Here is a 22,659-nt window from a genome sequence, read left to right on the forward strand (position 1 = left end):
GGCGCTGCGGGGCCGGCGTGCCAGCGGCGCCGATCGGGGGCGAGCGACCCCGATCGGCGCCGTCGGGGCCGGTCAGACGGGGCGGAGAGAGGCGAGGAGGTGGTGGGTTGTCTCGAGGGTTTCGGCGAGGTCGAGGGCTCCGTGGCGGCGGCCCGGCGTGCGTGCGCCGGCCGCGTTGTCGAAGTAGCGCTGGGCGAGCATCGCGGCCTTGAGGCGGGAGGCGCTGTGCGGGCAGGTGACGCTGAGGCGGCGGGCGGCGCGGCCGGCGGCGGTCAGGAGCTCGGGTGGGGGCGCTGTCGCGCCGCCGGCGGCGGCTTCCTGGCGTACGCGCAGGTAGTGGTAGGCCAGGTCGTCGACCCGGTCGTAGGGCAGTCGCTCCCGGATCTGGGCGCCGGCCCGGCTCCCGAAGATCGCGGCGTAGCCGAGTGTTCCCGCGGCGGCCAGGACGATGGCCACGGCGGTCCAGGGGGTGCCCGGGTGGGTTCCGGTCAGGTGCCGCGCGATGGTGGCGGTGGCCAGGGCCCAGCCGGGGGTGAGGAGTAGCGCGCCGATGCCGATGCCGGCCAGGCGGCGGCTGCGCCGGTAGCGGGTCGCCGCCTTGGTGACCGCGTCGTCCACTTGTGGGTGTGCCCGTTCCCGGGCGGCGATCGTCACGACCAGACAGCCTCTCCTGATCATTGTCAGGAGTCAGATGGTATGTCGAACCCACCGGCCGTCCGCGGGTTCGACACGCCTGTGTGGCCGGTGGGTCGAGGTCTGCCGGTGGACTTCTGTCGTTCCGGGTTACCGCTGGACGGAGGCGGGCCGCATGCCGGCGAAGATGAAGTCGAGGTGGCGCTGGCAGGCCTGGGCGGGGTCGTCGCCGGGGGCCTCGACGACTCCGCGCACGGAGCGCAGGGTCATCAGGACGTCGGTCAGGGTGACGTCGTCGCGGATCACGCCGGCGGTCTGGGCGTCGCGCAGCAGGTCCGCGACCGTGTGGCGCATCTTCTCCTGTTCGGGTGCGGGGGCGCGTTCCCACAGGCGGGCCAGGCAGCCGCGGTGGGCGGCCATGGTGTTGGCGACGGCGCGCGCGTAGCGTTCCAGGCCTTGCCCGCCGGGTGCGTTGCGGGCGGCTTCGGCGGCCCCGGCCATGTCGGCGAGGATCTCGTGGATCAGGTATTCGATGAGTGCCTGTTTGGTGGGGAAGTGGCGGTAGAGCGTGCCGATGCCGAGCCCGGCGCGCTGCGCGATGTGTTCGACGCCGGCTTCGATGCCTTCGTCGTTGAAGACCTCGATCGCGGTGGTGATCAGGCGCTGGCGGTTGGCGGCGGCGTCTCGGCGTAGCCGCGGCCCGGCGTCGGTCGCGGTGCTGTCTCCGGTGTTCTGGTTCCCACCGCTGGTAGCCGTGGAGATCACTGTAGTCCGCCTCAGCATCGTTACACGATCATCGGCTACCACCATAGCCGTGGGCGCCGACGGACCGTGGTCGGCCTGACGGGGTGACTGGCCTGATTGTTCCGGCTGGTAGGGCCCTAGCTGGTACGCCCCGGCTGGTGCGGTCTACTCCGGGTCGGCGCCGAGCAGGGTGCCGCCGGGCACCAGTCCCAGCTCGGCGTGCGGCAGGTCCTGGGCGGTCGCCGGGTGCCCCCGGCGGGCGGCCGGGATGGCGAGGGCGGCGATCAGGGCGAGCACGGTGGCGCCGGCGAGCATGGTGAAGCCGTTGGTGTAGCCGGATTCCTGGGGTATGCCGTCGGATCCGGCGCCGGAGGTGACGATGGTGGCCATCAGCGCGGCGCCGATCGAACCGCCGATGGTGCGGATGTTGGCGTTCATGCCGGAGGCGACGCCGGTCTGGTGAGCGGGGACGGCCTCGACGATGAGGCTGGCCATGGCGGAGAAGGCCAGGCCGAGCCCGATGCCCATCACCGCGGTGGCGATGTAGATCTCCCACTTGTCGTGGTGGGCGAAGGCGATCAGGGTGAAGGAGATGATCGTGACCGCGGAGCCGGTGACGACGACGGCCTTGGAGCCGTAGCGGGCGGCCAGCGGGCCGGAGGCGATCCCGACGGCGAACATCGTGATGCTCAGCGGCAGCAGGATCAGCCCGGATTCGGTGATGGTGGCGCCGAAGCCGTATCCGGCGGAGGTCGGGGTCTGCACGAACTGCGGCAGGAACGCCATGAGGGCGTACATCCCGACGCCGATGAGCAGGGCGACGAGGTTGGTGGTCCACACGGCCGGCAGGCGCATCATGGTCATGTCGATCAGTGGGGCGGCGGAGCGGGCCTCGACGACGACCCACGCTCCGCCGATGACGACGGCGCCGGCGAGCAGTCCGAGCACCTTGCCGGACGTCCAGCCCCAGTCGGGGCCTTCGGAGAGGCCGAGCAGCAGGCAGACCAGCCAGGCGGAGAGCAGCAGTGCCGGGGTGATGCTGATCCTGGAGGGGGTGCGGATGGCGGATTCCGGGATGAACACGACGGTGGCCGCGGTGGCCAGCAGCACCATGATCAGGGGAACCCAGAACAGCCAGTGGTAGTCGAGCAGGTCGACGATCGGGCCGGCCAGGACGAGGCCGAGGCCGGCGCCGACCGCGGTCAGCGCGGCCAGGACGCCGATGGCGCTGGAGACCTTCGGGAGGGGGAACTCGTCGCGGATGATGCCGAAGGCGAGCGGGAGGATGCCGCCGCCCACGCCCTGGATGACGCGGGCGATGATCATCAGGGTGATGCCGGTGGCGATCGCGGCCAGGGCCGAGCCCGCGGCGAGTGCGCCGAGGGCGACCAGCAGCATTTTCTTCTTGCCGACGGCGTCGCCGATGCGGCCCATGATCGGGGTGAAGATCGAGGCGGAGAGGAGGTAGGCGGTCAGCACCCAGGTGACCGTGGTCTGGTTGGTGTGCAGGCTTTCCATGATCGTGGGTAGCACGGGGTTGACCAGTGACTGCAGCAGGGCGTAGGTGGCCACGGCGAGCGCCAGTACGGCGAACGTGACCTGGTGGTGGGCTCTGCGGGCAGGTTGGATCATGGACCCTCCAGGGTGCGGAACGGAGCCTCCGCTCCGCAAGGAGCGTAACAGGAGTCGATCCTCCGTTCCCGTCGAGGCCCGGGCCTTCCTCCGGCGACGGATCGCCGCCGTGAGCCGGGCGCCGGCCGTTGACGGTGCCGTGCCGGGCGGTGGGCCGGGCGGGGCCCCGCCCACCGCCCCCGTCTGCGCCCCCTTGTAGACGCGGCCAGGTGGCGCTGGTGAATGCTTTGGACGGCGGCCGGCGTCATCCGGCGTCCCGTCCCCCGCCGGTCGTGGCGGGTGGACCGGGGTGTCAGGCTCCCAGAGAGCATCGGATTCCCGGCTCCGGACACATCCGGAGCCGGATGCCGGACCCTGGTGGCCGGCTCGGCTGCGGACTGTGGGTGGGCCACGTGGTGGCCGTCCCCGCCGGGATCCGCCCACCGGGGCCCGGGCGCGGGGGGCGGCGTGAGTGGAAGGTGACCCCGATGGCGGTGTCCCGACGTGACGTCCAGACGGCAGACGGGCTGATGGACGTCGATCTCCATGCCCCCGACGGCGGCGCCCCCGCCCCGGTTGTGATCATGTACCCGGATGCCTACGGCGTCCGGGAGACGGTGCAGCGGATGGCCGGGCGGCTGGCGGCGGCCGGCTACCTGGTGGCCTTGCCGAACATGTTCTACCGCTCCGGGGCCGACGCGGCAGCACCGGAGAAGATCGACTTCGCCGACCCCGAGCAGCGCGCCCGGCTGGGGCGGGTCGTCTCCCAGGCGACCCCGCAGCGGGTGATGGCCGACACCGGCGCGCTGCTGGACGCCCTGGCCGACGAGCCGGGCGCGCTGCCCGGCCCGGTGGGGACCATCGGCTACTGCGTCGGTGGCCGGATGGCCTTCACCGCGGCGACGGCACACCCCGATCGGGTCGCGGCGGCGGCGTCGATCCACGGCGGCGGGCTGGCCAGCGACGACCCGTCCAGCCCGTACCTGGCGGCGGACCGCATCCGCGCCGCCCTGTACATCGCGATCGCCACCGGCGACGCCCACCACACCGACGCCGACCACGCCCGGCTCGTGGCGGCGCTGGACGAGGCGAAGGTCGACTACGAGGCGGAGATCCTCCCCGCGCGGCACGGGTTCGCGTTGGTCGACTTCCCCGTGTACGACGAGGCGGCGGCCGAGCGGCACTGGGAGAAGTCGCTGGCGCTGTTCGCCCGCACTCTGCGTCCCGCGGCCTGATCCCACCCCGGTTCCCGGCTCATCGCGGGGCCGGCAGGCTCACTCGACCGCCGGGCGACCCGGCGGCACCGGCACCTCGCCGGCCGGACGTCCACCGGCTGGCGGGGGCTGGGACGGAGGCTGGGCGCGGGCGGTGCGTAGCTCGGCGGTGAGCTCGTCGACCTGCCGTTCGGCGCGTTCGGCGCGGGTCCGGGCCTCGGCGCGGGCGTCGGTGAGCACGGCGAGCCGCTCAGCGGCGGCCTGCTGCTCGGCCGCCAGCCGGGACGCCGCCTCGGCGCGGGCCCGCTCCAGCTGGTCGGTGGTGGCCGCCCGTTCCCGTTCGAGGTCCTCGGCGGCGGCCGCGCGGACCCGGGCGGTCTCGGTCTGGGCGTCGGCGTGCGCCCGGGCCAGCTCGTCGCGTTCGCGGCGGGCGTCGTCGCGGATCCGGTCCCGGTCGGCCCGCAGATGGTCGCGGTCCGCCCGCAGCTCGCGCAGGGCCGCCGCGTCCCGCTCGGCGGCCCGTTCCGCGGCCCGCAACGCCACGGTCAGCCGGTCCGTCTCGGCGGTCAGCTCGGCACGGACCCGTTCTGCCTCGGCGTGGACCCGACCGATCTCGGTGGCCGCCTCCCGCCGGGCACGCGCCACATCGTCGTCGGCCCGGGCCTGCGCCTGCTCGACGCGGGCGTCGGCGTCAGCGCGCGCCGCCTCCACCGCCGCGGTGGCCTCCCGGCGGGCCGTCTCGGCATCGGTGACCGCGCCCGCGTGCGCCGCCTCGGCGGCGGCCAGGCGCCGTTCGGCATCCTCGAGGGCGGCGACGGCTTCGGCGGCCACCGCCTCGGCCTCCCCGCGGGCGGTCTGTTCCGCCCGGGCGGTCTGCTCCGCGCGCACGGCCCGGGCCACCGCCTCGGCGACCCGCTCGGCGGCATCGGCCTCGGCCGCCTCCACCTGCGCCTCGGCGCGGGCGACATCCCCGAGGCCGGCCATCTCCCGGGAGAAGCCGTCCAGGGAACGGGTCAGGTCGGCGGCCAGCGCGCGGATCTGGGCGGCGAGCTCGTCGGCCCGCAGCCGTCCGGCGGCGATCGGCCGCGCGACCGGCGGCCGCGCGGCCGCCGGGTCACCGCCGGCGGGCGGGGTGCTCTCCCGGCGGGCGAGGTCGCGGCGACGGCGGTAGGCCGCGAGCCGGTTGTGGGCCGGGTCCTCGCAGTAGGACGGTGGCCGTCCAGGCCGGTCGGCGGGTGCGGTGGGCCGCTCACAGCCAGGGAAGACGCACCGCGACGACGGCGGTGCCGCCGTCTGGACACCGCCCGTCATGGTGGCGGGATCGTCGTCTGCCGGTGTCGCACTGGGATCGTCGGCCGAGCTCATGCTCCGGTTCTACCGGACGAACCCCGAAGCGGATCGTGCGCGACCCGCGTGGGGTGGACGTGGCGGGGTGTGACGCGGTAGGAACGGGACCTGCAAACGCGCTGGTGACGGCGGGGCCGCCGAGCTGGATCGGCTGCCGTTCCGGCACCGGCGGTGTCCGCGCCCGTGCCGGTGCCGGGGTCCCCAGGTGACCCGAGGTGCCGGCCGACCTGGGGAGGTGAGCCCGATCCCGCTGCCGCAGGCTGGGCGCTCTCCCCGCGCGTTCACCAGGCCCGCCGGCCGATCCGCTCGCCGCGCCGCCCACTGAGGCGTCCGACGCCGAGCGGCGCCGCGCGGAGGACCGGTGCGCCGTGCAGTGCGCTCTCGGTTTTCCGGAAGGTCCTCATGTCGGGTTCCACCGCTTCTCCCGCTTCACCGTCTTCGTCGTTCTCCGCGTCTTCGTCGTTCGCCACCCCGTCGCCCACCGCTGCGCGCCTCTCGCTCGACCGGTCGGCCGTCGTGGCGACGCTGCGCGGGGCCGGTTGTGTGTTCGCCGAGGACGAGGCCGCGCTGCTGCTGTCCACCGCGAGCACCTCCGACGAGCTCGCCGTGATGGTCGCCCGTCGGGCGTCCGGGCTGCCGTTGGAACACGTGCTGGGCTGGGTGTCGTTCCGCGGCCTGCGGGTGGCTGTCGACGAGCGGGTGTTCGTCCCCCGCCGCCGCACCGAGTTCCTCGTCGACCGCGCCGTGGCGATCCTGGCCGCCGGCGCGACCGTGGGGGACAGGGCCCGCTCGGCGGTGGGTTGGGTGGTCGTCGATCTGTGCTGCGGATCGGGCGCGGTCGGCGCGGCGCTGGCCGGCGCCGTCCGCGGGCCGGTCGACCTGCACGCGGCGGACGTCGACCCGGTCGCCGTCGCCTGCGCCCGGCGCAACCTGACCGGTCCGGCGCGCATCACCCCGGCGCCGGGCCGGGTCTACACAGGTGATCTCTACGCGCCGCTGCCGCCGGTGTTGCGCGGGCGGGTGGATCTTCTGGTGGCCAACGTTCCGTACGTGCCGACGGGTCGGCTGGGGCTGTTGCCTCCCGAGGCGCGGGTCCACGAGCCCCGGGAGGCCCTCGACGGCGGTTCGGACGGGCTGGACGTGCTGCGCCGGGTGGCCGCCGAGGCGACGGACTGGCTGGCGCCCGGGGGGAGTCTGCTCGTCGAGACCAGCCGGGCCCAGGCGCCGCTGGCGGGGGAGACCTTTCTCCACGCCGGCCTCGTCACAACGGTCGCGACCTGTGAGGACCTGAGCACCACTGTGGTAGCCGGCCGCCACGTGCGGGGGGACGAGGCCTGATCGGCCCTCGGGTGGCCGCCCTGTCGCTGACTTGAGCGGGCAGCCACCCGAGGAAGCTCAAGATAATCAACAGTGTTGACCGCCTCTTCCCTTCTTATTGATCTTTAACGGTTAGCCAATAAACTCCAACAAACAAAAACAGCATCAACGATCGCCGGTTCAGGATTGTGTGATCGGCGCCTGAAGTTCGGTCACCCAGCGTCCAAGAGCCCCCGGGGGGCAATGGACCCGCGGTGCACGATGGTGGCCGCGGAGGGGATCTCCGGGAGGTCCACGATCGCGAAGTCGTGGCTGGCGTCGGGCTCGGCCGCGACCGGCAGGGCCGCATGGACGATGATCGTGTCATCTCCCCGCGGAGAATCCACGTAGTAGGCGATGGCGGGTCCCGTCGGAGTCAGGCCGGCGCGTGCCAGCCGGCCGACGAGGTCGGGGAAGAGTGGCGGCAGGACCGGTCCGATGTCCTCGGGCGCGTAACTGACGGCTGTGGCCACCAGTTACGCGACCCGGACCCGGGTGATGCGCTTGACCAGAACATCGTCGGTGGGCATGCGTCCCTCGTTCTCGATCGCGCGGAGCCTCGCCTGCACCCGGGCCAGCCGGGCGGTGTCCGCCGCGATCGTCGCTTCGAGTTCCGCTCGACGCAGCCTCAGCATGCCGCGCAGCTCTGCGACGCTCACCTGCTCGTCGAGGATCGCCTGCACGTGCTGGAGGACGACGAACCGCATCCCGTCGGCGCCGGCGACCAGACCGCCACCCCAGCCAGATGACGCACCGTGGCCAGCACGGTCGTGACCTTCCGATCCTCCTGCAGGCCCCGGATCGTCTGTTGCTCGGGCACGCTCGGCGGCGTGAACCCTGGTGACGGGATGGTTTCTCTGCGGCGCATCGGGATCGGGGCCCGCGTAAGACTGGCTGTGGTCGCGTGCCGGTCGAGCGGGAGCGGGGAGATCGTGAAGATCGTTGTTCCGGGTGGGACGGGGCATCTGGGGTTGCTGCTCGCGGGCGCGTTCGGGAGTGCGGGGCATGAGGTGGTTGTCCTCAGCCGGCGCGCCGATATTCAGGTGCCCGGCGCGCGGACGGTGCGCTGGGACGGCCGGACCGAGGGCGCGTGGGTGGCCGAGGTGGATGGCGCCGACGCGGTGGTCAACCTGGCTGGGCGCAGTGTGAACTGCCGGTACACGCGGGCGAATCTGGCGGAGATGATGGCGTCGCGGGTGGATTCCGCGGCTGTGGTGGGGGCGGCGATCGCGGGGGCGGCTCGTCCGCCGTGGGTGTGGTTGCAGATGAGCACTGCCACGATCTACGCGCACAGCTTTGACCGGGCGAATGACGAGGTGTCGGGGATTGTCGGCGGTGACGAGGAGGGTGTGCCGGCGTACTGGGCGTTCAGTGTTGACATCGCCCGGCGGTGGGAGGCCGCGCAGGCGGAGGCGGCGACGCCGGATACCCGCCGGGTGGCGCTGCGGACGAGCATTGTGATGGCGCCGGGGCGGGGTGGTGCGTTTGACGTGCTGTGGCGGATGAGCCGGCTGGGTCTGGGTGGGCCGGTCGCCGGGGGCCGGCAGTACATGTCGTGGATTCACGACCGTGATTTCGTCCGGGCGGTCGTGTTCCTGGTGGAGTGTGACGATCTGGTGGGGCCGGTGAATCTGGCGTCGCCGAACCCGTTGCCGTACCGGGAGTTCGTCGCGGGTCTGCGGGCGGCGGTGGGGGTGCGGGTGGGGTTGCCGGCGACGGCGTGGATGGCCGAGGTGGGTGCGTTCGTGATGCGTAGCGACACTGAGCTGCTTCTGAAGAGCCGGCGGGTGGTGCCGGGCCGGCTGCTTGGGGCGGGGTTCGTGTTCGATCTACCCGAGTGGCCGGAGGCCGCCCGTGATCTGGTGGCGCGTAGTCGGAGGCGTTCCAGGCGGGCGTCGGGCTAGTGACGGGACGGGTGCAGCAGGGTTCTCTGACGATCGTTGTCGCGCAGCCTCCGTGATCGCACGAAGGCGTTGTCCGCTCCCGCCACCTGGAGAGGAAGCCGGGCAGGTCCAAGGCGCCCGGCGCGAACGGATGGTCGCTACCGACAACGTCTGCTGGGCCCATCTCGGGCGTAGGGTCGGATGCCGATATCGGTTTCGTCACTGTCGGAGGTGGGCCAGGGTGCGGGAGTTTCAGCGGGGTGCGGTGCGACTGCACATCCTGCACCACGCGGCCGAGGGGGAGATCCACGGCGCGTGGATGAGCGAGGAACTGTCCCGCCACGGCTACCAGATCAGCCCCGGCACGCTGTATCCGACGCTGCATCGGCTGGAGGCCGACGGGCTGCTGACCTCTGACCAGCGTGTCGTGGACGGCCGGGCCCGGCGGGTCTACCGGGCGACCGAGGTCGGGAGGCAGGCTCTCGCGCAGGACCGCAAGGCTCTGGCGGAGCTGGCCCGCGAAGTCCTCGGCGACGACACCCTGTAGGAACCGTGTGGGGAGTCTGCGGGGCGTGCGGCTAAGCCGTGGCGGTGGGGTGCAGGTGGGCGTCGAGGGAGTAGGCGCCGGCGCCGACGATGAGCAGGAAGAGGCTGCCGCACAGCTGGGCGAGGTCGGTGCGGGATTCGTGGACGAAGTCCCACCAGCCGGATGCGCCGTCGAAGAGCGGGGCGTCGCCCCACAGGATGGGCAGCTTGGTGATGAGTAGCGCACCGAGCATGTTCACGATCATCGGCGGGGTGGCGAGTCGGGTGAGCAGCCCGGCCAGGATCAGCGCACCGCAGGCGATCTCGAAGCCCCCGTCCAGGGGTGCGAAGAAGCCGGGGGCGGGGATGGCGGCCTTGTCGAACCGGCCGGTGCCGAGCTCGTCGGGGTAGAGGAACTTCTGAATGCCCTCGAAGAGGAAGACCGCGCCGACGTAGAAGCGGATGAGGATCACCGCGGCGGGCGCGGTGGTCGCGGTCAGCCGGGCCTGCCAGGTGCCGAGCTGTGTCATACAAGGTGCCCCTCTGCCGTCGCAACGTATCGGATACCGATACCGTCCCGTGCCCCGGAGGGGCACCGGTGGTTGTGCGCCCGGCCCGCGGGCCGTGTCGTGCAGGGGTGGTTACGGGGCCACCATGCGGCGTATCCCGTAGGCGGCGGCGCCCACGGCCAGCACCGCGACTCCGGCGATCACAGAGGCCGGAGGCAGGGCGAAAGCCAGCGTGAGGCAGCCCGCCAGCCCGAGGACAGGGATCAGGCGGTGCGGGCGGCCCTCGCCAGGGGTCAGGGTCCAGGCGGAGGCGTTGGCGATGGCGTAGTAGGCCAGCACGCCGAAGGAGGAGAACCCGATCGCCCCACGCACGTCCGCCGTCGCCGCGAGGACCGCCACCACGGCGCCGACGGCGAGCTCGGCCCGGTGCGGCACCCCGAACCTGGGGTGGACCGCCGCCAGGGCGTGGGGCAGATGCCGGTCCCGGGCCATCGCCAGGGTGGTGCGCGAGACGCCGAGGATGAGCGCCAGCAGCGAGCCGAGCGCGGCCACCGCCGCGCCGACGCGCACCACCGGCGCGAGCCAGCCCGCGTCCGCGGCCCGGACGGCGTCTGACAGCGGTGCGGTGGCATCGGCCAGCTGCGGCGGCCCCAGCACCGCGAGAACGGCGATGGCGACGAGCACGTAGACGACCAGGGTGATGGCGAGCGCGAGCGGGATGGCCCGGGGAATGGTCCGGGCCGGGTCGCGGACCTCCTCACCGAGAGTGGCGATACGCGCATATCCGGCGAAGGCGAAAAACAACAGACCCGCCGCCTGGAGCACCCCGCCGAAGGAGGTGTCCCCGCCGATACTCAGCCGCGCGGCATTCGCCTCACCGGAGGTGAGGGCTGCGAGGACCACCGCGGCGAGGACCAGCAGGACCACGGCCACGATCGTCCGGGTGAGCCAGGCGGATTTCTGCACCCCGGCGTAGTTCACGGCGGTCAGCGTCACCACGGCGGCCACCGCGACCGCGTGCGCCTGGCCGGGCCAGACATACGACCCGACGGTGAGGGCCATGGCCGCGCAGGAAGCAGTCTTGCCGACCACGAACCCCCACCCCGCGAGATAGCCCCAGAAGGCACCAAGCCGCTCGCGCCCGTAGACATAGGTGCCGCCCGAGGCTGGATACCGAGCGGCCAGCCGGGCGGAGGACGTCGCGTTGCAGTACGCGACCACGGCGGCCAGAGCCAGGCCGAGCAGCAGCCCGGAGCCGGCCGTGTGCGCTGCCGGCGCGAGAGCGGCGAAGATCCCCGCGCCGATCATCGACCCCAGACCGATCATCACGGCGTCGGGCACCCCGAGGCGACGCCGCAACTCGTCCGGGACGCCAGCGGCGGTCGATGCCGTGCTCACAGGCTCACTCCTTGGCACGGGCGCGCTCATTACGGAATCCGATATCGGAAGACGACACGTGACCGAGTGTGTCGCCCGACCGCGCCTCAGGCCAGCGGTGCGACGACACCGCTTCCCGCTACCCAGTAGGAGAATCACGCCATGACCCCCCGGCACGCCTTCCCTCTGGAGCCCGCCCCGATCCATGTGTCCGACGAGGTCCTCGATGACCTGCGCGCCCGTCTCACACTGACCCGTCCGCCGCTGGACGAGGGGAACGGGGACTGGTCCTACGGCGTCCCGGACAGCTATCTGCGTGAGCTTGTCGCCTACTGGCGGGACGGCTACGACTGGCGCAAGGCCGAGGCCGCCATCAACGCCTACGAGCACTACCAGGTGAGCGTCGCCGGTGTCCCGGTGCACTTCATGCGCAGGCCCGGCCGCGGCCCCCGCCCGATTCCGTTGATCCTCACCCACGGCTGGCCGTGGACGTTCTGGCACTGGTCGAAGGTGATCGACCCGCTCGCCGACCCGGCCGCGTTCGGCGGTGACCCCGCCGACGCGTTCGACGTCCTCGTGCCGTCCCTGCCCGGCTTCGGTTTCCCCGGCCCGCTCACCGGCTTTTCCGACGTCAACTTCTGGAAGGTCTCCGACCTCTGGCACACCCTGATGACCGAGACCCTGGGATACGAGAAGTACGCCGCCGGGGGCTGCGACATCGGCGGGATCGTCACCAGCCAGCTCGGCCACAAGTACGCCGACGAGCTGTACGGCATCCACATCGGCTCCGGGCTGCCGCTCGACTTCTTCACCGGCCCCCGCGCCTGGGACTTCGCCCGGAATCGGCCCCTCACCGACGACCAGCCCGCCGACGTCCGCGCCCGGATCATCGAGCTGGACCACCGCTCGGCCTCCCACCTCGCCGTGCACATGCTCGACGGCGCCACCCTGGCCCACGGGCTGAGCGACTCACCCGCCGGACTGCTCGCCTGGCTGCTGGAACGCTGGAACGCCTGGAGCGACAACGGCGGCGACGTCGAGTCCGTCTTCACCAAGGACGACCTGCTCACCCACGCCACGATCTACTGGGTGAACAACTCCATCGCCACGTCGATGCGGTACTACGCCAACGCCAACCGCTACCCCTGGGCCCCCGCCCACGACCGCACCCCCGTCGTGCAGGCCCCGGTCGGCCTCACCTTCGTCACCTACGAGAACCCGCCCGGCATCCACACGGCGGGCGAACGCGTCCGGGCGTTCACGACCGGCCCGCAGGCCGACTGGTTCAACCACGTCAACGTCAACGCCCACGACCACGGCGGCCACTTCATCCCCTGGGAGAATCCCGACGCCTGGGTGAACGACCTGCGCCGCACCTTCCACGCCCGCAGGCCCTGAACGACCCTGCGGGCTCATCTGGCAACGGCCAGACGACAGGGCGCAGACTGTCGACATACGACACAGGCTCCATGACGCCATTGTGGCGTCACTATGACGTCACATTTAAGGGGGGTGCCGTCATCGGTCCCTCTCGTGACACATCGGCGGGCGTCCCGCCTTCGGCTACGTCGACCAGCCGCCCTTGGCCCCACTGCTCGCCCACGCCCTCGACACCGCCCTGCACCACAGCCTGGTGGGGCTACGCGCCCCCGCCGCGCTCGCCGGCGGCGCTGTCGTCGCGCTCACCGGCCTGATCGCCCGCGAACTCGGCGCGCCGCCACGCGCCCAGCTGTTCGCCGCTGTCTGCATGACCGCCGGCGGCGCACTGACCGCGATCAGCCACCTCGCCACCACCTCGGTCTACGACCTGCTGTGCTGGACGGCGCTGAGCTGGCTGATCCTGCGCGGCCTACGCGACGTTCGCACTCCTGATCGGCGTCCTCGCCGGCGGGCCCCGTGACGTGCTGCGTTCCCGCTGGCTGTGTGCCGCCACCACGATCGCCGCCCTGGCGTGGCTACCGAACCTCCTCTGGCAGGCGACCCACGGCTGGCCGCAGCTCGCCCTCAGTCGCGCGATCGCCGCCGGAGCGTCGGGGACGAGCCAGCCACGCTGGCAGTTCCTCCCGATGCAGTTCCTGCTCCTCGGCCCGCCCCTGGCCCCGGTGTGGATCACCGGGCTGATCCGCCTCGCCCGCTCCCCGTGGCGGCTGTTCTCTCTCGCCTACGCCGTGCTGGTCGTCCTGTTCCTGGCGACCGGCGGGAAGCCCTACTACCTTGTCGGCATCTACCCGGTGCTGTTCGCCGCCGCCGCCGAACCCACCCTGCGCTGGGTGGCGCGCCACCGCGCCGACACCGCCCGTACCGCGCTCGTCGGCGCGGCCGTCGTGCTGTCGTTCGTGCCAGCCACGATCGTCACACTGCCGATCGTGCCGGTGTCCGTCCTGCACGACACCCCGATCGCGGCGGTGAACTACTACGACGCGGGCGAAACCGTCGGCTGGCCCGCCTTCGCCGACACCGTCGCCGCGGTGGCGCACGCCCAGCCGGCCGGCGCCGTCGTGGTCACCTCCAACTACGGCGAGGCCGGCGCGCTCCTACGTTTCCGCCCGGACGTCGGACCCGTCCACGCCCGACAGAACAGCCTGTGGGATCAGGGGCCACCCTCGGACACCGCGACCGCTGTCATCGTCGTCGGTTTCACCCCGCATGACCGCGACCGCTGGTTCACCGACTGCCACGAAGCCGCCCGCGTCGACAACACCGTCAACGTCGACAACGACGAACAGGACAGGCCCGTCGAAGTCTGCGCCGGCCCCCGCCAGCCACATGGTCCACGCTGTGGCCGCAGCTACGCCGCTACGGCTGACCCCACACCGACGCGGCAACACATGCACCGGCCACCCGGCCGTTGTGGCGAAAAATCTCCACCCACAACGGCCAAAGAAAGACAGAAGGCAAGGAGGTTCACCCACTCCTCGCCACTTCTAAGATATAGCACACCGGGGGGCTTGTGGCAAGACCCGGGTCGTGCTGCAGAATCTCCAGCCGAAGCCAGGACCTGCGGAAATCGAGGAGAGCGTGAAGCATCCGCGGGTACGTAGCCGCGCGGCCGAACAGCACCCTCAACTGGCTGAACAGCACCCTCGGCGAAATAGCACTCTCGGTTAATGAGGATTCATGATTGATGTGATAGTGGTGGGCGGCGGACCGACCGGCCTGATGCTCGCCAGCGAACTGCGACTACACGGCATCGACGTGCGGATCCTCGAGAAGGACACCGAGCCGACCCCGGTCGTCCGCTCCCTCGGCCTCCACGCCCGCAGCATCGAAATCATGGACCAGCGTGGCCTGCTCGACCGGTTCCTCGCCCTCGGCACCCAACACCCGGTCGGTGGCTTCTTCGCCGGCATCAGCAAACCCGCACCCGACCAGCTCGACACCGCACACCCCTACGTCCTCGGCATCCCACAGCCCACCACCGACCGCCTCCTCGCCGAACACGCCACCGCACTCGGCGCCGACATCCGCCGCGGCCACGAACTGGTCGGACTCAACCAGGACGACGACACGGTCACCGCGCACCTGGCCGACGGCACACACCTCCACGCCCGCTACCTCGTCGGCTGCGACGGCGGCCGCAGCACCGTCCGCAAACTGCTCGGCGTCCCCTTCCCCGGCGAACCCACCCGACACCAGACGCTCCTCGCCGAAGCGGAACTGACCGCCCCACCGGAGACGATCAACGCCATAGTGACCAAGGTTCGCGAAACCCACAAACGGTTCGGCGCCGGCCCGCTGGGAAACGGGCTGTACCGCCTCATCGCACCCGCCGACGGGGTCGTCGAGGACCGCACCCCACCCACCCTCGACGAACTCAAACAGCAGATACGCAGACTCGCCGGCACCGACTTCGGCGCACACTCGCCCCGCTGGCTCTCCCGCTTCGGTGACTCCACCCGCCAGGCCGAGCGGTACCGCACCGGCCGGGTCCTGCTCGCCGGCGACGCCGCGCACATCCACCCGCCGACCGGAGGACAGGGACTCAACCTCGGCGTGCAGGACGCGTTCAACCTCGGCTGGAAACTCGCCGCCACGATCAACGGCTGGGCGCCGGCCGGACTACTGGACACCTACCACACCGAACGACACCCGGTCGCCGCCGACGTCCTCACCAACACCCGTGCGCAGATGGAGCTGATGTCCCTCGACCCCGGCGCGCAGGCAGTACGCCGACTCCTGGTCGAACTGATGGACTTCGACGACGTCAACCGACACCTCACCGAAAAAATCATCGCGATCGGGATCCGCTACGACTTCGGCGCCGGCCATCACCTGCTCGGCCGGCGGATGCGCGACATCGCGCTCAAACACGGCCGCCTCTACCCGCTGATGCACCACGGCCGCGGACTGCTCCTCGACCAGACCGGCCAGCTCTCCGCCACCGGCTGGGCGGACCGGGTCGACCACATCATCGACGTCAGCGACGAACTCGACGTCCCCGCCGCGCTCCTACGCCCCGACGGCCACATCGCCTGGGTCGGCGACAACCAGCAGGACCTGCTCGGCCACCTACCCACCTGGTTCGGCACCGCCACCACCCGAGCACAACGAAGCTGATCACCATCACAGCGGAGGCAGGTCAGTCGAGGGTCCGCCGGTACCGCACGAGCCTGTCCCTGGTGGAGCCATCCGGTTCCCAGCCCAGCTGGGAGTAGAAACGGATCGCGCGGGTGTTCGCCTCCAGAACCCACAACATCGCGGACGTGAAACCGGCCGTGTGTAACGCGTGAACCGCCGCAGCCATCAGCTGCCGTCCAACGCCCTGTCTCCAGATGGCCGGTAGGACGTAGAACCCGGCGATCTCCCCAACCCCGACCACGCCCGGGTCGTCGTCCTCGGTGGGACGCAGATCCACGAAGCCGACAATGGAACCTGCGTCATCCGCGACGAGAACACCCCGCCCCGGCCATCTCGTCTGCCGCACCGTCGCGGTCCACCGGGGCGCCCGCCGCTCCGGCCGCAACCCGTCGAGCAGCGGCTGCGGCAACAACCCCCGATACCCGGCCTGCGAGGACAGCACATGCACCTGCGCGATCCCCTCGGCATCGGCGACAACAGCCTGACGGACACGCACCTCCCGATCATCCCACCGTGACACACCGACCAACAACACTGATCAACAGTGTGAATCCACGTGAGACGAACCGGATTCCACAGCCCTCGCGTGCGGTGCGGCCGTCGTTACACTTCCTGCGGGACGCTGCGTCCTTGCCAGGCAGCCGATCCCGGTCGAATACGCCCTACACGCCAGCAGTTGAACGCCGACCATGACCGGCCCCGCACAACACTGAACACCCCTCCATCACGCTAGGTTTCCAGCATGCAGGAGCCCTCGCCGCGCCCCCCGACACTGCGCCTGATGCAGGCCGGCACCGCCGGCGAACGCGAGATCCTCGAAGCGTTCCTCGACTTCTACCGCGACGTCCTCGTCCACAAGGTGCGCGGTATCGACGACGACGCCGCCCAACGCCAACTGCTGCCCTCGCCGACAACACTCATCGGTCTCGTCAAACACCTGACCGTGGTCGAACGCAACTGGTTCCACCGACTGACCGACACCATCCCGGACGTACCCCTCGAAAGCGAACCCACCCCGTCCTGGACGATCATCGACACCGACACCCTCGACCGGGCACTGGCCGCCTACGACCAGGCGTGCGCACAGTCCCGCACCGCCGCGACCGGATTCGCCCTCGGCGACGTCGTCTCCCACCCCGACATGGGCCAGGTGTCCCTGCGCTGGATCTACATCCACATGATCGAGGAGACAGCCCGCCACACCGGTCACGCCGACATCCTGCGCGAGCTCACCGACGGGGCAACCGGCATCCTCGGCTGACGGATCAACATGTCTCACAACCGTTCGCTACCGGACCGCCCTCGTGCGGCTTCGGGTAGACGGCAGCCATGAGCGTGCGGGTCAGATTCGGCTGGACCAGCACATCGGCGCTGTCGATGAACTGATCGACAGCGCCGATCGGGGGCAACGCGGCGAGGGTGGCGTCGTCGACACGGTCAAGGAGCGCGGCAGCGAAACGGGCCGCGTCGATGACCGGGTAGGGCCGGCCAGCCAGTCCAGGTCCCGCATACCCGCGCACGCGTCGAACCCGAGCTGGCCGACCGACCAGCTCGCCACATCGGTGATGTGCACCCGGTGGGCCACCGGACCCGACGTCACCCGCATGATCCGCACCCGGGCGCCAGGTGGTTCGAAATGGGGCGGCCAGTCCAGGATCTGCCTCGGCAGCCGCGCAGCGAGCAACGCCGAAACCTCCTCCCCGTAGCCGGTGACGTCGCCCGCGGGCAGGAACAGCTCCAGCCGCGGCCCCCAGTCATGATCGACCGAACGTTCGCCGTCGAAGCCGAGTACCTCCGAACCCGGACCCACCCGCGCGGCGGCATGGCGCAGGCCAGGAAAAGCCTGCTCCAGCAGCGGGCGCACCGCCTCCGTGTAGAACAGCCGGCACAACTGCAGTCCAGGCAGGAACCGCGGTGGCATCCGACCACGGTACGGATCATCAGGCACGCCCGTCAGTTGATCGAGCCCTGCCACCAGCTCGTCCCCACCGCCAGGTGAACTGAGGTGAACTGACCGGGCCACCCCGCCAGGCGTGTCCATGACACCCACCAGCACTGTCAGCTCGGGAGATCTCCCCGCCGGTGACGCGCCCGCCGCCCGCGGCGACGCCGGCTCCCGGCCGCCCGCGGCGACGGACGGTTCATCATGGTCGCCGTGGCCCTACCCGATCCGCTGCGCGGCGACTGCGGGAACTGCTTCGGCCTGTGCTGCGTGGCACCGGCCTTCGCCGCCTCCGCGGACTTCGCCATCGACAAGAAGGCCGGGCAACCCTGCCCCAACCTGCAGGCGGACAACCACTGCGGCGTCCACGGCCAGCTACGCGACCGTGGCTTCACCGGATGCGCCGTCTTCGACTGCTTCGGTGCGGGACAACACCTCAGCCAGGTCACCTTCGACGGACAGGACTGGCGGCACACCCCCCGCCTCGCCCGACAGATGTTCGCGGTCTTCCCCGTCATGCGCCAACTGCACGAACTGCTGTGGTACCTGACCGCCGCACTCGACCTCGGGCCGGCCCAGCCGATACACCCCGAGCTGGCCGCAGCCCGCGACCAGACCCGACGACTCACCCACGCCACCCCAGAGCAACTCACCGCACTGGACATCACCCGCCACCGCCATGACGTCAACCTGCTCCTGCAACAGGCAAGCGACCTGGCACGCGCACGGGCGGGCCGGCGACGGCCGCAGTACCGCGGTGCTGACCTCACCGGCGCCAACCTGCGCCGCACCGACCTGAACGGGGCGAACCTGCGCGGAGCACGACTCATCGGCGCCGACCTGCGCAACGCAGACCTGACCACAGCCGATGTGACCGGCGCCGACCTACGCGCCGCGAACCTGCGCGGCGCACGCCTCGCCGACACCCTCTTCCTGACCCAGACACAGCTCGACTCCGCGCACGGCAACCTCGACACCACCATCCCCGCAACGCTGAGCCGGCCCCGCCACTGGCACGCCAAGCCTCCTCCGGTACCGGAGGAGGTCTGATTCGTCCACCGATCCATCCCAGCCACCGCCCACCGGCACCGCGCCGGCGCCGGCGCCGATACCAGAGGCGGTCCAACAAGCCCGCGCCGACTTCGCCGCAGCTGCACCGCACGCGCCCCGATCGCCAGCACCTCGGACACCTGGTCCAGCGCCTCGATCATCGCCAGGCCCGACACGCGCCGCGGCGCCCGCCCATCGTGCGTGCCGCAGCCTGATCGATGTCAGCGCGGGTCAGCGCGGGTTCGACTGGGGCTTTCCGGTGAGGTGATGGGTGAGGAAGCGTTCGTCGCTGTCCATTTCGGCCCGGGGGAGGTCGACGTGCCGGCCGGGGTTGGCGTGCAGCGTCTTGTCCGGGGAGGCGATGGCGTCGAACAGGGCGAGGCCCGCCTCGCGGGGTACGAGTTCGTCGTCCCACTGGAGCAGGAACCGTACCGGGACGGTGAGGCGGGCTGCGGCGTCGGTGAGGGTGTCGCCGGTATGGGTGTCGCAGCCGACGAGGCCGAACACGGCGGCGGTGATTCTCGGTTCGGCGGCGACGAACGGCATGCCGATCCTGCTGCCCAGCGACACACCCCAGTAGCCCACGGGGCCGGCCGTGCCGACGTCCTCGACGTTCTGGAGGGCGTCGAGGGTGGCCTGCCATTCGGGTATGGCCTGGGTGGCGCGGCGGGCGTTGTCCTGGGCGATCAGCGCGGTGACGGGCTCGCCGGCCGCCATCTGCTGCCGCAGCCGTGCGGTGAACTGCTCGTCGTGCGCGGTTTTCGGCCGGTCGCCGTGGCCCGGTGCGTCGATCGCCGTCACCGCGAAACCGTGGCGTGTCACGTAGCGGTGGGCGCGGGCGAGCAGGCCTGGGGCGGTCTTGTGCTGGCCGCCTCCGTGGCCGAGCAGGACCAGGGGGCGGGGACCGTGGGCGTCGGCCGGGGTCCAGAGCGCGCCGGGGATCCCACCGTGGGTGAACAGGCGCTCGGTGACGCCGTTGCTGACTGTCTGCGAGGTGAGACGCATGGTGGCGTTGCCTTCCGGGATGCGTGGGGATGCTCCCGGCGGCCACCTCATGTCAGAGGCGGTGCCCCGCGGTGCGGACGAGGGGGAGCACCCGTGTGAGTGGAGCGGAAACGGGTCTCACCTCCTCAGGTCGCGGATCGACGTGAGCACAGTACCAGTCGATGGTCATCGCTTCCCTGGGAGCGGGGGCCGGCGGGTGGGCCGGCCGCGCGACACCAGGATGACAGCATCCCGCTTGCGTGTGACGCCACTATGGCGTCATGATGGCGTCATGGAGCTTGCGTCGTATGTCGACAGTCTGCGTCGGGATCTTGCCGTCGCCGCGGAAGCGGGTGGGCCGGAGGCCCGGGCCCTGGCCGAGCGGCTCGCCGCCCCGCTGGAGTCGGCGGCCAGACTTGTCCTGCTGGAGGCGCTCGCGGCCGCCGCCGAGGAGATCAGCTGCGAGCTGGCACCCGGCTCGGTCGACGTGCGGCTCCGCGGCAGCGACCCCGACTTCGTCGTGACATCACCATGGCCGGCCGAAGATGTCAGCGGTGACGTCACCGCCGACGTGCCCGCGGCGCCGCCCGGCGGCGGCATGGCGACAGAGGCGCCAGGAGACGGCGAGGGCCGCACGGCGCGGATCACGCTGCGCGTGCCGGAACATCTCAAGCCCCGCGTCGACGAGGCCGCCGCCCACGCGGGCATGTCGGTCAACACCTGGCTGGTGCAGGCGATCACCACCGCCCTCGACCCGACCACCGCCACCCTCCGGCGTGCCGACCCGCCGCGCGGCCACCGCTACCGCGGCTGGGTCCGCTGACCGCAGCCCCCGCAGCACCATCCACCCGTCCCCATCCACCCTTGAAGGAGACCTGCCATGGCGACGTTCGACACCCCGACCCCGATCCTCACCGTCCTCGACGTGGGCGCCGGCACCGTACGTATCGACGCCGAGGAGCGCACGGACACCGTGGTGACGGTCCGCCCCCGCGACCCGGGCAGCGACCACGACACCCGGGCCGCCGAGCAGACCACCGTCGACCATGCCGACGGGCGGCTGGTGGTCCGCGGCCCGAACCGGGGGGTGCGTTCCCTGTTCGGTGGCAGTGGCGCGGTGGAGGTGACGATCAGCCTGCCGGCCGGCTCCCGCGTCGAGGCCCGCACCGCCGCCGCTCTCACCACCAGCGGCCGCCTCGGGGACTGCCAGCTGCACGCCGCCGGCGGCGCGGTGACCGTCGAGCGGACCGGCGGCCTGCGGCTACGCACCTCGCACGCGGCGGTGTCGGTGGGGTACGTGGACGGGGACGCCGACATCGCCACCGCCCGCGGCCCGATCCGGGTCGGGCGGGTCGAGGGCGCCGCACGGATCCAGACCGGCCGCGGTGAGATCCACCTCGGCGAGGTCGCCGGTCCGCTGACCGCCGCCAGCGGCGCCGGGCCGATCAGCGTCGAGCGGGCCGGCGCCGATGTGCACGCCCGCGCCGGCCGCGCCGCCATCTGTCTCGGGGAGGTCGCCCGCGGCACGGTCACACTGGCCTCCGGCCACGGCCGGCTGGAGGTCGGGATCCGCGCGGGCACCGCCGCGCTGGTGGATCTGCTGTCCGGCCACGGACAGGTCCGCAACGACCTGCACGCCACCGACGAGCCCGGCGCGGACGAGGAGACCGTTTCCGTACGCGCCCGCACCGGCCACGGCGACATCGTGATCCGCCGCGCGACACCGGCCACGGAGAAGACCCTCGCGTGAACGCGGCCGGCGGACCCACCCCTGGGGCCCAGGAGGACTGTGGCACCACTGTTGCAGACCGTCATGGCTTGTCCGTGGGGTCGGGTCGACTGCGACCAGATGCCTCCTTCTAGGTGACGCTCCGTCCGGCCAGAGTCAGGTGTAGCACGGCGAGAAGGACGGCGTAGGCGGCGAGGACGGCGGCGCCGGAGACGGGCAGGAAGCCCACGCCGACCGACAGTGCGGCGGTGGTGGCGGCGGCCAGGGCTGCGGTCGGGCGCAGAGGAACACGCCGTCGGTCAGGGGGTGCCGGTAAGAAACGTGTCACCAGGTGCAAACGCGGGTGATCTTGCGTGGTGCCTCTCTGTGGGTGTGGGGGTGGAGGAAGGTGTAGCCGGTGGTGAAGGTGTCGGTGACCTCGCTGCCCATGGGGAACCCGAACAGGGAGCCGGTCAGGGTCTGCAGGAGCAGGGAGAGCGCGAAGCCGCGGTGCTGGCCGAAGACGACGGCGCTGGCCGCCTGGTCGGGGTCGGTGGCCGGGTGGCCGTCGCTGTCGACGAACTGGCCCGGCGGCAGGGGCTGGCCGGAGCCGCGGTGCTCCCACAGCACGCCCATCGGGGCGAGCGTGGTGCCAAGGTCGACCGAGAGCGGTTCGGTGAGGGTGGGCAGGGCGAACGCGAGGGGGTTGACGCCCAGGACCGGGGTCCGGCCGCCGGCGGGGACGGCCTCGGCGCGGGAGGTGTTGGTGGCGATCCCGATCAGGCCGTGCCGGGCGATCTCCTCGGTCCAGGGGGCGAGGATGCCGTACCGCTGGGTGTTGATCATCCCGACGGCGGCGGCGCCGTGGCGGGCTGCGGTGGCCACGGCGAGGTCGACGGCGAACGCGGCGGACAGCGGTCCGATCTCGCGGTGGGCGTCGACCACGGCGAACACGCCCTGCTGGTGGACCACTTCGGGCGGGCCCTGGCGTAGGTGGAAGAACTGCGACTCGAAGCAGAACTTCGCGACGCCGTGTGAGGGCTTGCCGCGTAACTCGCCCTCCAGGTAGTGCGCGACCACGGCGTCGATCTGCTCCGCCGGGACGCCTTGGTGGCGGCAGGCGGCGGACATCGGCCGCGCGACGTCGCGGCGGACCCCGGCGGGCCGCCGGCGCGGAACACCACGCCGGTTCCCGGCG

The 22,659-nt window shown here is 71.7% G+C and carries 26 protein-coding genes; 12 read left to right on the plus strand and 14 right to left on the minus strand.

Going from position 1 to position 22,659, the window contains the following annotated elements:
• Window positions 1-72: 72 nt before the first annotated feature.
• From MXD62_RS33310 to MXD62_RS33320, 3 genes are all read right to left on the minus strand, one after another.
• Window positions 73-654, minus strand: coding sequence for a hypothetical protein (locus MXD62_RS33310; RefSeq protein WP_248833326.1), 582 nt, complete (start codon window positions 652-654; stop codon window positions 73-75).
• 129 nt (window positions 655-783) lie between these two features.
• Complete coding sequence (locus MXD62_RS33315) at window positions 784-1,398, minus strand: TetR/AcrR family transcriptional regulator (RefSeq protein WP_248833327.1); 615 nt, start codon at window positions 1,396-1,398, stop codon at window positions 784-786.
• Window positions 1,399-1,542: 144 nt separating this feature from the next.
• Window positions 1,543-3,009: an MFS transporter gene (locus MXD62_RS33320; RefSeq protein WP_248833328.1), complete on the minus strand. Its 1,467-nt coding sequence runs from the start codon at window positions 3,007-3,009 to the stop codon at window positions 1,543-1,545.
• Between the two features lie 467 nt (window positions 3,010-3,476).
• Between MXD62_RS33320 and MXD62_RS33325 the strand changes: the two genes are divergently transcribed.
• Window positions 3,477-4,223 carry a dienelactone hydrolase family protein gene (locus tag MXD62_RS33325; RefSeq protein ID WP_248833329.1) on the plus strand — a complete coding sequence of 249 codons (747 nt, stop codon included), beginning with the start codon at window positions 3,477-3,479 and terminating at the stop codon, window positions 4,221-4,223.
• Between the two features lie 39 nt (window positions 4,224-4,262).
• On the opposite strand, the gene MXD62_RS33330 is transcribed toward MXD62_RS33325, so the two are convergent.
• On the minus strand, window positions 4,263-5,567 hold the full coding sequence (locus MXD62_RS33330; protein WP_248833330.1) for a hypothetical protein: 1,305 nt from the start codon (window positions 5,565-5,567) through the stop codon (window positions 4,263-4,265).
• A 263-nt stretch (window positions 5,568-5,830) separates the two neighbouring features.
• Window positions 5,831-6,019, minus strand: coding sequence for a hypothetical protein (locus tag MXD62_RS33335; protein ID WP_248833331.1), 189 nt, complete (start codon window positions 6,017-6,019; stop codon window positions 5,831-5,833).
• On the opposite strand from MXD62_RS33335, the gene MXD62_RS33340 reads away from it, so the two are divergent.
• On the plus strand, window positions 5,952-6,887 hold the full coding sequence (locus MXD62_RS33340; protein ID WP_251082710.1) for a putative protein N(5)-glutamine methyltransferase: 936 nt from the start codon (window positions 5,952-5,954) through the stop codon (window positions 6,885-6,887). The genes MXD62_RS33335 and MXD62_RS33340 overlap by 68 nt on opposite strands.
• Before the next feature lie 191 nt (window positions 6,888-7,078).
• Here the strand turns inward: MXD62_RS33340 and MXD62_RS33345 are convergent, their stop codons facing one another.
• Entirely contained in the window at window positions 7,079-7,378 is a 300-nt protein-coding gene (locus MXD62_RS33345) for a hypothetical protein (protein ID WP_248833333.1), read from the minus strand.
• Window positions 7,379-7,381: 3 nt separating this feature from the next.
• A complete protein-coding gene (locus MXD62_RS33350) occupies window positions 7,382-7,612 on the minus strand; it encodes a hypothetical protein (RefSeq protein WP_248833334.1) in 231 nt (76 codons plus the stop codon).
• 225 nt (window positions 7,613-7,837) lie between these two features.
• Between MXD62_RS33350 and MXD62_RS33355 the strand changes: the two genes are divergently transcribed.
• A complete protein-coding gene (locus MXD62_RS33355; RefSeq protein WP_248833335.1) occupies window positions 7,838-8,809 on the plus strand; it encodes an epimerase in 972 nt (323 codons plus the stop codon).
• A gap of 220 nt (window positions 8,810-9,029) precedes the next feature.
• Window positions 9,030-9,335, plus strand: a complete 306-nt coding sequence (locus tag MXD62_RS33360) for a PadR family transcriptional regulator (protein WP_248833336.1) — start codon at window positions 9,030-9,032, stop codon at window positions 9,333-9,335.
• Between the two features lie 31 nt (window positions 9,336-9,366).
• On the opposite strand, the gene MXD62_RS33365 is transcribed toward MXD62_RS33360, so the two are convergent.
• Both MXD62_RS33365 and MXD62_RS33370 read right to left on the minus strand, forming a co-directional pair.
• Window positions 9,367-9,843, minus strand: coding sequence for a DoxX family protein (locus tag MXD62_RS33365; protein ID WP_248833337.1), 477 nt, complete (start codon window positions 9,841-9,843; stop codon window positions 9,367-9,369).
• 111 nt (window positions 9,844-9,954) lie between these two features.
• Window positions 9,955-11,220, minus strand: coding sequence for an APC family permease (locus MXD62_RS33370; RefSeq protein WP_248833338.1), 1,266 nt, complete (start codon window positions 11,218-11,220; stop codon window positions 9,955-9,957).
• 141 nt (window positions 11,221-11,361) lie between these two features.
• Here MXD62_RS33370 and MXD62_RS33375 point away from each other — a divergent pair, with 141 nt between their 5' ends.
• The 4 genes from MXD62_RS33375 (at window position 11,362) to rox (ending at window position 15,756) form a co-directional block, all read left to right on the plus strand.
• Entirely contained in the window at window positions 11,362-12,597 is a 1,236-nt protein-coding gene (locus MXD62_RS33375; protein ID WP_248833339.1) for an epoxide hydrolase, read from the plus strand.
• Between the two features lie 184 nt (window positions 12,598-12,781).
• The gene (locus MXD62_RS33380) at window positions 12,782-13,099 is read left to right on the plus strand and encodes a hypothetical protein (RefSeq protein ID WP_248833340.1); all 318 of its coding nucleotides are present in this window, start codon (window positions 12,782-12,784) and stop codon (window positions 13,097-13,099) included.
• A 1-nt stretch (window position 13,100) separates the two neighbouring features.
• A complete protein-coding gene (locus tag MXD62_RS33385; protein ID WP_248833341.1) occupies window positions 13,101-14,240 on the plus strand; it encodes a hypothetical protein in 1,140 nt (379 codons plus the stop codon).
• 76 nt (window positions 14,241-14,316) lie between these two features.
• Entirely contained in the window at window positions 14,317-15,756 is a 1,440-nt protein-coding gene (rox, locus tag MXD62_RS33390; protein ID WP_248833342.1) for a rifampin monooxygenase, read from the plus strand.
• Between the two features lie 22 nt (window positions 15,757-15,778).
• On the opposite strand, the gene MXD62_RS33395 is transcribed toward rox, so the two are convergent.
• Window positions 15,779-16,273, minus strand: a complete 495-nt coding sequence (locus MXD62_RS33395) for a GNAT family N-acetyltransferase (protein WP_248833343.1) — start codon at window positions 16,271-16,273, stop codon at window positions 15,779-15,781.
• A 246-nt stretch (window positions 16,274-16,519) separates the two neighbouring features.
• On the opposite strand from MXD62_RS33395, the gene MXD62_RS33400 reads away from it, so the two are divergent.
• A complete protein-coding gene (locus MXD62_RS33400) occupies window positions 16,520-17,038 on the plus strand; it encodes a DinB family protein (protein ID WP_248833344.1) in 519 nt (172 codons plus the stop codon).
• Between the two features lie 81 nt (window positions 17,039-17,119).
• Here MXD62_RS33400 and MXD62_RS33405 read toward each other — a convergent pair whose 3' ends face one another.
• Window positions 17,120-17,752, minus strand: coding sequence for a hypothetical protein (locus MXD62_RS33405; protein WP_248833345.1), 633 nt, complete (start codon window positions 17,750-17,752; stop codon window positions 17,120-17,122).
• 171 nt (window positions 17,753-17,923) lie between these two features.
• On the opposite strand from MXD62_RS33405, the gene MXD62_RS39525 reads away from it, so the two are divergent.
• Window positions 17,924-18,769 (plus strand): pentapeptide repeat-containing protein, encoded by an 846-nt coding sequence (locus MXD62_RS39525; RefSeq protein ID WP_285224277.1) that lies wholly within the window; start codon window positions 17,924-17,926, stop codon window positions 18,767-18,769.
• Window positions 18,770-19,000: 231 nt separating this feature from the next.
• On the opposite strand, the gene MXD62_RS33415 is transcribed toward MXD62_RS39525, so the two are convergent.
• A complete protein-coding gene (locus MXD62_RS33415) occupies window positions 19,001-19,774 on the minus strand; it encodes a lysophospholipase (RefSeq protein WP_248833346.1) in 774 nt (257 codons plus the stop codon).
• A 271-nt stretch (window positions 19,775-20,045) separates the two neighbouring features.
• Between MXD62_RS33415 and MXD62_RS33420 the strand changes: the two genes are divergently transcribed.
• Both MXD62_RS33420 and MXD62_RS33425 read left to right on the plus strand, forming a co-directional pair.
• A complete protein-coding gene (locus MXD62_RS33420; RefSeq protein WP_248833347.1) occupies window positions 20,046-20,576 on the plus strand; it encodes a toxin-antitoxin system HicB family antitoxin in 531 nt (176 codons plus the stop codon).
• Between the two features lie 57 nt (window positions 20,577-20,633).
• Window positions 20,634-21,503, plus strand: a complete 870-nt coding sequence (locus MXD62_RS33425) for a hypothetical protein (RefSeq protein WP_248833348.1) — start codon at window positions 20,634-20,636, stop codon at window positions 21,501-21,503.
• 109 nt (window positions 21,504-21,612) lie between these two features.
• On the opposite strand, the gene MXD62_RS33430 is transcribed toward MXD62_RS33425, so the two are convergent.
• Window positions 21,613-21,810, minus strand: coding sequence for a hypothetical protein (locus tag MXD62_RS33430; protein ID WP_248833349.1), 198 nt, complete (start codon window positions 21,808-21,810; stop codon window positions 21,613-21,615).
• Window positions 21,807-22,659: Ldh family oxidoreductase (locus MXD62_RS33435; RefSeq protein WP_248833350.1), on the minus strand; the 853-nt coding region annotated here is incomplete at its 5' end. The genes MXD62_RS33435 and MXD62_RS33430, both read right to left, overlap by 4 nt.

The organism is Frankia sp. Mgl5 (assembly GCF_023242985.1).
GTDB lineage: Bacteria > Actinomycetota > Actinomycetes > Frankiales > Frankiaceae > Parafrankia > Parafrankia soli.

Bases quoted from the DNA above. Each gene is read 5' to 3' on its own strand.
- MXD62_RS33425 (WP_248833348.1), top strand. From the start codon at position 20,634: ATGGCGACGTTCGACACCCCGACCCCGATCCTCACCGTCCTCGACGTG.
- MXD62_RS33320 (WP_248833328.1), bottom strand. From the start codon at position 3,009: ATGATCCAACCTGCCCGCAGAGCCCACCACCAGGTCACGTTCGCCGTA.
- MXD62_RS33400 (WP_248833344.1), top strand. From the start codon at position 16,520: ATGCAGGAGCCCTCGCCGCGCCCCCCGACACTGCGCCTGATGCAGGCC.
- MXD62_RS33330 (WP_248833330.1), bottom strand. From the start codon at position 5,567: ATGAGCTCGGCCGACGATCCCAGTGCGACACCGGCAGACGACGATCCC.
- MXD62_RS33375 (WP_248833339.1), top strand. From the start codon at position 11,362: ATGACCCCCCGGCACGCCTTCCCTCTGGAGCCCGCCCCGATCCATGTG.
- MXD62_RS39525 (WP_285224277.1), top strand. From the start codon at position 17,924: ATGGTCGCCGTGGCCCTACCCGATCCGCTGCGCGGCGACTGCGGGAAC.
- MXD62_RS33350 (WP_248833334.1), bottom strand. From the start codon at position 7,612: ATGCGGTTCGTCGTCCTCCAGCACGTGCAGGCGATCCTCGACGAGCAG.
- MXD62_RS33415 (WP_248833346.1), bottom strand. From the start codon at position 19,774: ATGCGTCTCACCTCGCAGACAGTCAGCAACGGCGTCACCGAGCGCCTG.
- MXD62_RS33340 (WP_251082710.1), top strand. From the start codon at position 5,952: ATGTCGGGTTCCACCGCTTCTCCCGCTTCACCGTCTTCGTCGTTCTCC.
- MXD62_RS33365 (WP_248833337.1), bottom strand. From the start codon at position 9,843: ATGACACAGCTCGGCACCTGGCAGGCCCGGCTGACCGCGACCACCGCG.
- MXD62_RS33420 (WP_248833347.1), top strand. From the start codon at position 20,046: ATGGAGCTTGCGTCGTATGTCGACAGTCTGCGTCGGGATCTTGCCGTC.
- MXD62_RS33325 (WP_248833329.1), top strand. From the start codon at position 3,477: ATGGCGGTGTCCCGACGTGACGTCCAGACGGCAGACGGGCTGATGGAC.
- rox (WP_248833342.1), top strand. From the start codon at position 14,317: ATGATTGATGTGATAGTGGTGGGCGGCGGACCGACCGGCCTGATGCTC.